Source organism: Sphingobium subterraneum, assembly GCF_014199435.1.
GTDB lineage: Bacteria > Pseudomonadota > Alphaproteobacteria > Sphingomonadales > Sphingomonadaceae > Sphingobium > Sphingobium subterraneum.
In genome coordinates this window covers 1-8,043 of the sequence record NZ_JACIJP010000020.1, presented here as the reverse complement: position 1 = coordinate 8,043, position 8,043 = coordinate 1, and the positions used below count along the sequence as shown (strand labels likewise).

The following is an 8,043-nucleotide window of genomic DNA, read 5'->3' as shown; positions in this document are numbered from 1 at the left end:
TGTCACGGGACAAAGAAGTAAACAATCAACGTAACCTATTGATATAAAATCATAGAGTGACGAAATCAGTGCATGAAATCCTGGCACTGAAGTATTTTGGCTTCTCAATTACGTCAAAATAGACGACGCTGAAGCGGTCCATAGATCGGTCGGAGTATTCCGGTGATCGAACGAAAACCACCCCGAGCCGCCAAGCCTTCCGCAGCGGCGCTGAAAACCGGTGCATATCTGTACGCGGTGTTCCGGCGTCATGTTTCGCTGGAGGGTCCGCTGGCAGCAGCGTCGGTGGCCGCAATCAGCGAAGAAACGGATCTCGGCGAGCGACGGATTCGCGAACTTGCCCGCCGGTTCCGGGAGCATCCTATCGCGGAGAGTCTCGCGCCTCGGCCAAAGGGGCCGAAGCCCGGAACAAGGCATGCGCCGCCCGTAATCTTCACGGCGATCGACCAGGAGATCGAGGAGATTTTCCTTCATCGTCCGCGCCCCAGCGTGCGGGAGGCTGCCAACCAGATCCGCAGCCTGCTCATCGCGGACAACGGCGATTACCGGTTCAAGCGTGGAGATGTCCCGAGCGTTCGGACCATCGAGCGGCTGATCGGCGATATCAGCTCACCGCAGCTTGCGCGCTCGACCATGGGGTCGAAGCGGCGGACGGCATACGAACCGCATCCCGGCCAGTACCAAAGCAACGGGTTCCTAGACCTCGTGCAAATGGACCACTCGCCGGCCAACGTCATGCTCGTCGATAGCGTGCGCCGAGAGGCCTTGGGGCGACCGTGGGTTACACTGCTGATCGAGGTCTGGAGCCGCTGCATTCTGGGGTTCTATGTGAGTTTTGGGGATCCCTCGATCTTCCGCTGCGGTCGGGCGGTAGCCAACGCGCTGCTCCCCAAGCAGCCGTTGCTGGCGGGTCTCGGCATGAATGAAGACTACCCGATTCACGGGTTCTTCAAGCGGCTGCATGCCGACCATGCAGGCTCTCACCGGGCAGAAGTCTTCCGAAGCGCCTGTCACGCCTACGGGATCGATCCGGACATCCGACCGCGTGGCCCGGCCCATTTCGGGGGCCACATCGAGCGACTGATCGGCACCATGTGCGAAAAGATGCTGCTGTTACCGGGCGCAACCGGGGGCGACGTCACGAAGCGCGATGGCCACGACGTCGAAGCGGCCGCCACCATGACGCTGGAGGAGTTTGAGCGCTGGTTCGTCCGGGAAATCTGCCGCTACCATCACACCCCGCATGACGGGTTGGGGCGGATCGCGCCCGCGCAGAGGTGGCAGGATGGGGCGGCGGAACATGGCGCTCTCGTTCCTCTCGGGATCGACGTCGCGCAGTTGACCCGCCGGTTTCTGCCGTGGGTCGAACGCACCATAACCGCTGGCGGGGTCCGGATTGATCACCGCCGATACTGGCACGAGAGCTTTGCGACCCGGCTTGGGCTCAAGATCATGATCCATGTCGATGAACGCACGATCCAGGAGGTCTATCCGCAGATCGATGATGCCCTTGTCGCGGCGTGTGTCGTCGGTTCGTACCCGCACGTCACCAAGGTGGAGTGGGATGCCGCTGCCGCCGCGCATCGCCGCCGCGGGGCGGCCTATCATCAAGGCAGCGGCGAGGCTGAGATTGCAAGGCTCGTCTACGCCAATCGCCAGGAAGTGCGGGCCTCGAAGATCCGGACCCGGCAGCACCGCCAGGGGCGCAAGCGGCTCGAGCGCGAAGGTGTTTCGCACGCACCGCCGCCGCCAGCAGGCACTTCTGCAACCGGTGCGAGATGGCTTCCACTGGAGGAACTGGGAGAATTGGAATGGCTCAAGCCGATAAGCGAGGCTTAGCGTCGGCAGGCGCACTGCGGCAGGCCTTCTGGATCGATTTCGACGAGGCACGTGTGCATGTGAATACGCTGGTGGGGCTGGCCGGCGAGGATCCGGATGACCGGCCGACCTGCGTTGTCCTGGTCGGCCAGTCGGGGATGGGCAAGACATCGATCCTGAAGGAAGTGGGTCGGCGGATTGAGTTGGCCTATCCGGAACCAGCGGACTGGGGCGATGCGCGCTACATTCCGATGCTGCGTGCGGTCGTGCCCTCGCACCCGACATCGCTGCGGATTAACCTTGCGTTGTTGTGGAAGCAGGGCTGGCCGCTCACCCGCCGCACGCACCAGATTGCTGACCTCAAGGTAGCCGAACTGCTGGGTGAGCAGGCGACCAGGCTGGTTGCCATAGACAATGTCCATGCGGTGCTGACGGCCAGCGGACGGGCGCGGCGCGATGCGCTGGATTCGTTCAGGTTTCTGATGAGCGAGGGCAATGTCCACATGGTAGTTGCCGGGCTCGACATCGCCGCCGACATCTTCAGCGACGATGCCGAACTGGCGTATCGCTCGATCATCCTGCGCCTGACGCCCTGGGCACCGGGGGAGCCTTCGCAGCAGCTGATCCGGGTCCTGGCGCGCGGCATTGGCCTGAGTGAGCCGGACCGCTTCGCCGAACCGGAAATGGCCGAATTCATCTGGCGCACCAGCCACGGTGTGACAGGCAATTTCAAGCGCCTGCTGCACTGGAGCCAGCGGGTTGCGAGGGACATGCATGGGCGGGAGTACGTCGAATTCTCCGACGTCTACGAGGCGGCCCGACTGTTTCCCTGCTATATCGACCGGTGAGGCGGGAGGAATGGAAGAGGGATCCGGCTCCGCTGGCCTACCGGGTTCTGCCGCAGCCCGAGGAATTCTTCGATTCGTGGCTCGACCGGCTTGTCTCACGCCACGATACGACGCGCATCGGCTTGTTCGAATTTCTTGGCTTGGAGCCGGGGCTTGCCCGCCTCGATCTTGGCGGCGGACAGGTAGCCCGCACGCGCGCGGACGCGGGTGCGGCAATCGAACGGATTGCCTGGGCGGTGCAGTGCGAGGTGTCCGTCGTGCAGGCCACCCTCGTTCCGGCTAGCGGTGAGTATCTGTTGCCGCCGCGCGGGCGCCATTATGGCTGTCTGAAATGCTGGCTCGAATTCCACCTGGCAGGCAAGCCGCTGGTGATCCTGCGCGAATGGACGCTTCGGCAAAGCTGGCTCTGCCGCAAGCATCAGGCCTTGCTGGTCGATCTGCGCGATGTGCCGCGCCGCGCCGTCGGGGTGATCGATCTTGCTTCACTGCGCCGCCTTGCTGCGGTGTCAGTGCGTGCACTTGAGCTGCTCGGCTTCGCCGAACCCCGTCTGCTCGGCAACCGTCATGCCGCACTGAAGCTGCTGGGGCAGGGCGCTGCCGAGCGTCCGCCGCCCGGGCTCGATGCCTACATGCGCGAGTTCAGCGCGAACCGTCTCCATGTCGTGCCTGCGCGCACGCTGCTGCTGGCCCACGCTCATTGCCACGACCGCGAGTTGCCGCGCCGCTTTGCCGCGACCTTCGCTGTGCCCGGGTGCCCTGGGGCCGAGCTGCCCCGCATGCCGCTCCCCAAGTCGGCGATGTCGAGGGCGATGCTCACAGTAGCGCTTCGCCGGGTTCATCGTCATCGTCTACGCAGACGGTATCGTCGCCTTGAGGCGGCAGCGCAGAGGCTGAGCGCGTTCAGCTATCTGGCGCGGGTCGACCGTGACGGACCTGACTGGCGCCAGCGCGCCCTGCATGCCCTGGGCGCGGAGAGCCGACAGCGGCAAAGCCGTGCAGAAGCGCTCGCCAGTCTCCAGCTCGCGAGGGATTTTGCGATACAGGCGGAACTGCGGCGACGGCCGCGCTGGGACAGCGAACCATTTGATCCGGCCTGCTGGGGATTTGCTCTTCCGACAGCCCGCGCACTCGAATTGGCCGTCGCCAGGCTCGAAGCGAAGGGTGAAAGGTCGCCCGCAGTGCCAAATCATCAAATTTCGCCTTGAGGGGCCCGTAGAGCGCGTTCGGCGCGCCGCTGCACCCTTCCCCTATCCGGGGCCTATTTTGGCGCTGTACGGCACATTTCCGGGGAGGTCATATTTTATAAGTAATGTCAGAAAGTTAGTTGAATTTCTGCTGTTTTGACGAGTTTTGCCCATCACACGGCGATGACATAGCGGCGGAAGGCGTTGCCTTGGGTGATCTCGCGCAGGAGGTGCGCCTTGCACGCCTCGGCGATGAGCCGAGTGGTCGCCTGCCGAGATAGCCCCAACGCTTTCGCCGCGCGCGCGACGGTGAGCGAAGGACCCGCTCCGGCGAGCAGGGCGAGAGGGCGCAGGTGCGACGACTTGCGCCGCGATGCACAGGCGGTGTCGAGCCGGGCCAGCCACAGGCGCAGCCGTTGATCGAGGCGGACCACCGCTGTGCCGCCCGCGCCAAGCGCTTCGAGCCAGGCGAGCCGGCAGCGTTCGTCGCGGGCGTGGGTTGTCAGTTCGTCGAGGTCGTCGTCGGTCACGCCGGTCAGCAGCGCCCGCCAGGGGGCGCGGTTTTGGTTGAGGCCGATCGCGGCAATGCCGCCGGCGGAGAGCTTGCCCTTCGCCATCGCATGCCGGTCGGCCAGCATTGCCCCGATCACGATGCTGCCATGGGGCAGAGGGGCGGCGCGAGCGAAGGAGGCGGCGAGGTCGGCGCTGGCGATCAGGCGGGGGAGCGCCGACAGCCGCGCGGCCTGGCGTGCCCAGCCCTCGAGGCGGGTGTCGGCGATGGCGAGCGGGGCAGGGGAGGGCCAACCTTCGATCGCCGGGTCGTCGGTCTTGAGCCACGCCCGGATGGCATCGGCAGTAGGAATGGCGCTCCAGGGGGGCTTGCGCTCGAAAGCCTGGACAAAGGCGAAGGGCCAGCGCCGCCACGCGCGCGGAGAATAGCCGTAGTTCATGGCGAGCTGTTCTGGTATGAAGCTTTCGCCTTCGAGCCAGCCCAGCGCCTCCTGCTCGGCGCTGCGAATATGGGCGATCAGGATCGCCGGTTCGGGAAACAGGGCGAGCCTTTCCTCGGCCCGGGCCAGCCCTTCGCGGGCGGCCCCGTAGGCGTTCAGGACGACACTCGAAAAATGTCCGGACATGCACGGAATAACAGCAAATTGAACCTCAATTGTCAATTTAATACGTAGCTAAAGTGCGTATGGCGGAGGCCCTTCCATATCCGGTATTTCCATAATCGGATGTTATGGTAAATTCGAACTTGCCGAAGTGGCCGGATTTGGCCCAAGAAGCCCCCGTGAAACGCGCACGAAACGATCGCCCCGCATGACTACCGATCGCCCGTTCCCGTCCTCGGTGGAACTGGTGCTGGGTGGCCACGCTATGCTGGTCGATACCCGCGCCGCCAGCCCACTGGCGCTCGAGGCTGCGGTCGCGGCGATGGCACCCGCGACCAAGGCCGCGATCACCGCCGACCTCAAATGCTTCCTCGCCTGGTGCAAGGCGCGGCGACCGGTCGCGACCGCCGTCCCCGCCGAGCCCGAAACCCTGGTCCACTATCTGCATTGGCTGGCCAAGGGATCAGACATCCGTGCCGGTGCAAAGCCTGCCACCCTCGCACGCCGGATCGCCTCAATCGCGCGGATCCACCGCATCCTCGGTTTTGGCGGACGTGAACCGTTGCCGACCCAGGCCGGGATGGTTCGCGACACGCTGAAAGGTATCCGGCGCAAGAAGCGCGAACGGCAAAGGCAGGCCGCGCCGCTCCGGTTGGGCGAGGCGATGCAGGAGGGTCAGGCGCCGCCCGAGGGGGTAACGGTCAACGCGCTGTTGGCTTCGTGCGGCAGCGATATCATCGGTCTGCGTGACGCGGCGCTGATCAGTCTCGCCTATGATGCGGGTTTGCGCGTGTCCGAACTGGTTGGGGCGACGGTGGTCGATCTTTCCCAGTTTGGCGATGGCAGCGGGCGGCTCGAAATCACGCATTCCAAGACTGACCAGTTGGGGGAGGGGGCTCTGGCCTGGCTGTCGGCCGATACCATGGTGCGTCTGTCGGCCTGGTTGCTCGCGAGCGGGATTGCGCATGGCCCTGTGTTCCGGCGCATCAATGTGCTGACCAGTCCGCCAGACGCTGCCGGGCAGCGACTTGTGCGGCACTACATCGGTTCAAAACCGCTCACCAGGCAGGGTGTGGTCGCGATCCTGCGCCGCCGGGTGCTGGAGGCGGTCGATCTGGGCCTGGTCGAGCTTGAGCCCGGGATGGAGGGCGACACCGTTCGCGGCCTGAGCGCGCACTCGTTCAGGGTCGGGCTCACGCAGGATCTGTTCGCGGCCGGTGAGGACGGCGCGGGAATTGCGCTTGCGCTGCGGTGGTCGTCGCCGACGACAGCTTTACGCTATGCGCGCGAACTGGCCGTGGGCAACAATGCGGCGGCGCGGGTACTGGGGCGCTTGCGCGGCGGTGGCAGCCAGACGCCTGCGTAGCCCGCCCGCCAACCAGGATATATTATGAGGTTATGTCCCGGCGGTCATGTAGAATTGCGGGTGCATCTCGCGCCGCAGCTTCTCGGCATGCGCAAGCTCGTCAAGCTGCGCCGAACTGGAAAGACCGGGGTCTTTCCGCAGATGTGCCGCGAGCTGGAGCACGGCGCGCTGGAAGGATGTGTTGCTGCTGGCACGCTGCCGAATGCCAAGATTGTAAAGTTCGGCAAGATCGAGCGCGAGCAAGGCTACCGCTTCGGGAATATCGGAGAGGGCAATGTCGCGAATGGTGGCGACATACTCGTACTCGCCATGCCCGAACAGATTAAGCTCGACCAGCCCATTGGCCATCACATGGCCGATCGGCTCCCCGGCGAATTGGACCCGACCCTCGGCGGCGACCAGTCCTTGGGTCAGATTCCAGTTCAGTTTACTGCGAGCGCGCTCAAGCCAGCGCGAGAGCAGCAGAAATTTGCGGCGAAAGGCCTGCTCGAAGGGATGGCTATGTGCGGGCCAGACTTCGAAGGCCGCGGGGATCCGCTCGAGTTGCTCGGTAAGGTGTGGGCCGTTGAAGAACGACTCCGCGCTGAAATGACGCAGCTCGACATAGCCCTTGAGCAGCTTGGCGAAGTTTGCCGCGTATCCCTTGTCGCGCCCAGCGCGGTCATCGAGCAGGTTGCCGAGGGCGGATCCGAGCAGGAATTTGCCGGTCGGATCATGCGCCAGATGCCGCAGCAAGGGCACGCCGACGGCATGGCGCTGCAAGGCCGTGTAGCGGCTGAACAGCCGATCGTTGTTCGCCAGCAGCAGTAGTTCATCCACGCCGAGGATGAAGCGCTCCGGATCGAGCCGGTAGCCATCGCCGCCATCGATGTTGATGTGCCAACCGCAACTGGCGGTATGGTCACTGGCGAAGAAGTTGAAATCGCCGTCGATCTCGTAGATCGCCTCGGAAAGCTCGGTTCGGACCATCTCGGCCTCGTCGAGGGGCAGGGGAGGGGTTAGCAGTTCCACGCCCGCTAGGCGGTCGTCCGGCCAATTGAGTGGGTCCAGCCCATATTCCGGGACGACATAAAAGCCGGGGCGCTGCGGTGGCCGAGAAGGGGCGGACCACGCCCGACCTGTCCGCTCACGCAATTTCGATGCGAAGGCTCGGCAGAAGCCCGGCGATGCCTCGTCCATTGCCTCTCCATCGCGCAGCTCTCGCTCGAAACGGGGCTTACCAAGGTCGCCAAGGATGACTTCCAACTCGAAGCCGGCACGCCAGGAAGGGATCGCGGACATGGCCGGGAAGGTAATTCAATCGAGCGTCATGTAAACGGAGACAGCGCGTTGCCATGAATTTTGTCACAGTTGCTGGTCAACGAGTTGGCCCAATGACGTCAATTATGGCGCGTCACAGCTACGCTCGTTGATCAACTGCGGGCCGAAGAGATCGACTTTCTCGAGGGCGGGACCGAGGTCCATGAGTTTGCGGGGGCAACATTCGACCGCCCTGCCCCGCGTGGTGCCGCCTGGGCGGCCTCGCTCGCGGTGGCCATGCGACCGCAGCTGTTTGGACTCGGCGCTGCGCCGCTGTCGCTGGCCGGGCTGATGCCGCGCTCGGTGTTCCGGTCCGAACCCGAAGATCCGATTGCGGCGCTGCTGGGTGCCGCGGCGAGCTCTGCGGGTCGCTGGGTGCAGCAAGACCTCAATGTGCTCCACAAGGGTCTGGAACA

General features: G+C 64.4%; 6 protein-coding genes. 4 read left to right on the top strand and 2 right to left on the bottom strand.

Going from position 1 to position 8,043, the window contains the following annotated elements; all coding sequences use genetic code 11:
* Positions 1-162: 162 nt before the first annotated feature.
* Genes FHS92_RS17910 through FHS92_RS17900 form a run of 3 tightly spaced genes read left to right on the top strand, consistent with a single transcriptional unit; the run spans position 163 to position 3,871 of the window.
* On the top strand, positions 163-1,839 hold the full coding sequence (locus FHS92_RS17910) for a Mu transposase C-terminal domain-containing protein (protein ID WP_254895194.1): 1,677 nt from the start codon (positions 163-165) through the stop codon (positions 1,837-1,839).
* On the top strand, positions 1,812-2,666 hold the full coding sequence (locus tag FHS92_RS17905) for a TniB family NTP-binding protein (protein ID WP_084280711.1): 855 nt from the start codon (positions 1,812-1,814) through the stop codon (positions 2,664-2,666). Before FHS92_RS17910 ends, FHS92_RS17905 begins: the two co-directional genes overlap by 28 nt.
* Complete coding sequence (locus FHS92_RS17900) at positions 2,663-3,871, top strand: hypothetical protein (RefSeq protein ID WP_084280709.1); 1,209 nt, start codon at positions 2,663-2,665, stop codon at positions 3,869-3,871. Before FHS92_RS17905 ends, FHS92_RS17900 begins: the two co-directional genes overlap by 4 nt.
* A 152-nt stretch (positions 3,872-4,023) precedes the next feature.
* Here FHS92_RS17900 and FHS92_RS17895 read toward each other — a convergent pair whose 3' ends face one another.
* Positions 4,024-5,022, bottom strand: a complete 999-nt coding sequence (locus tag FHS92_RS17895; protein WP_184081931.1) for a MarR family transcriptional regulator — start codon at positions 5,020-5,022, stop codon at positions 4,024-4,026.
* Between the two features lie 148 nt (positions 5,023-5,170).
* Between FHS92_RS17895 and FHS92_RS17890 the strand changes: the two genes are divergently transcribed.
* Positions 5,171-6,328: a tyrosine-type recombinase/integrase gene (locus FHS92_RS17890; protein WP_084280706.1), complete on the top strand. Its 1,158-nt coding sequence runs from the start codon at positions 5,171-5,173 to the stop codon at positions 6,326-6,328.
* A 30-nt stretch (positions 6,329-6,358) separates the two neighbouring features.
* Here the strand turns inward: FHS92_RS17890 and FHS92_RS17885 are convergent, their stop codons facing one another.
* Positions 6,359-7,609, bottom strand: a complete 1,251-nt coding sequence (locus tag FHS92_RS17885) for a hypothetical protein (RefSeq protein ID WP_084280705.1) — start codon at positions 7,607-7,609, stop codon at positions 6,359-6,361.
* Between the last annotated feature and the right edge of the window lie 434 nt (positions 7,610-8,043).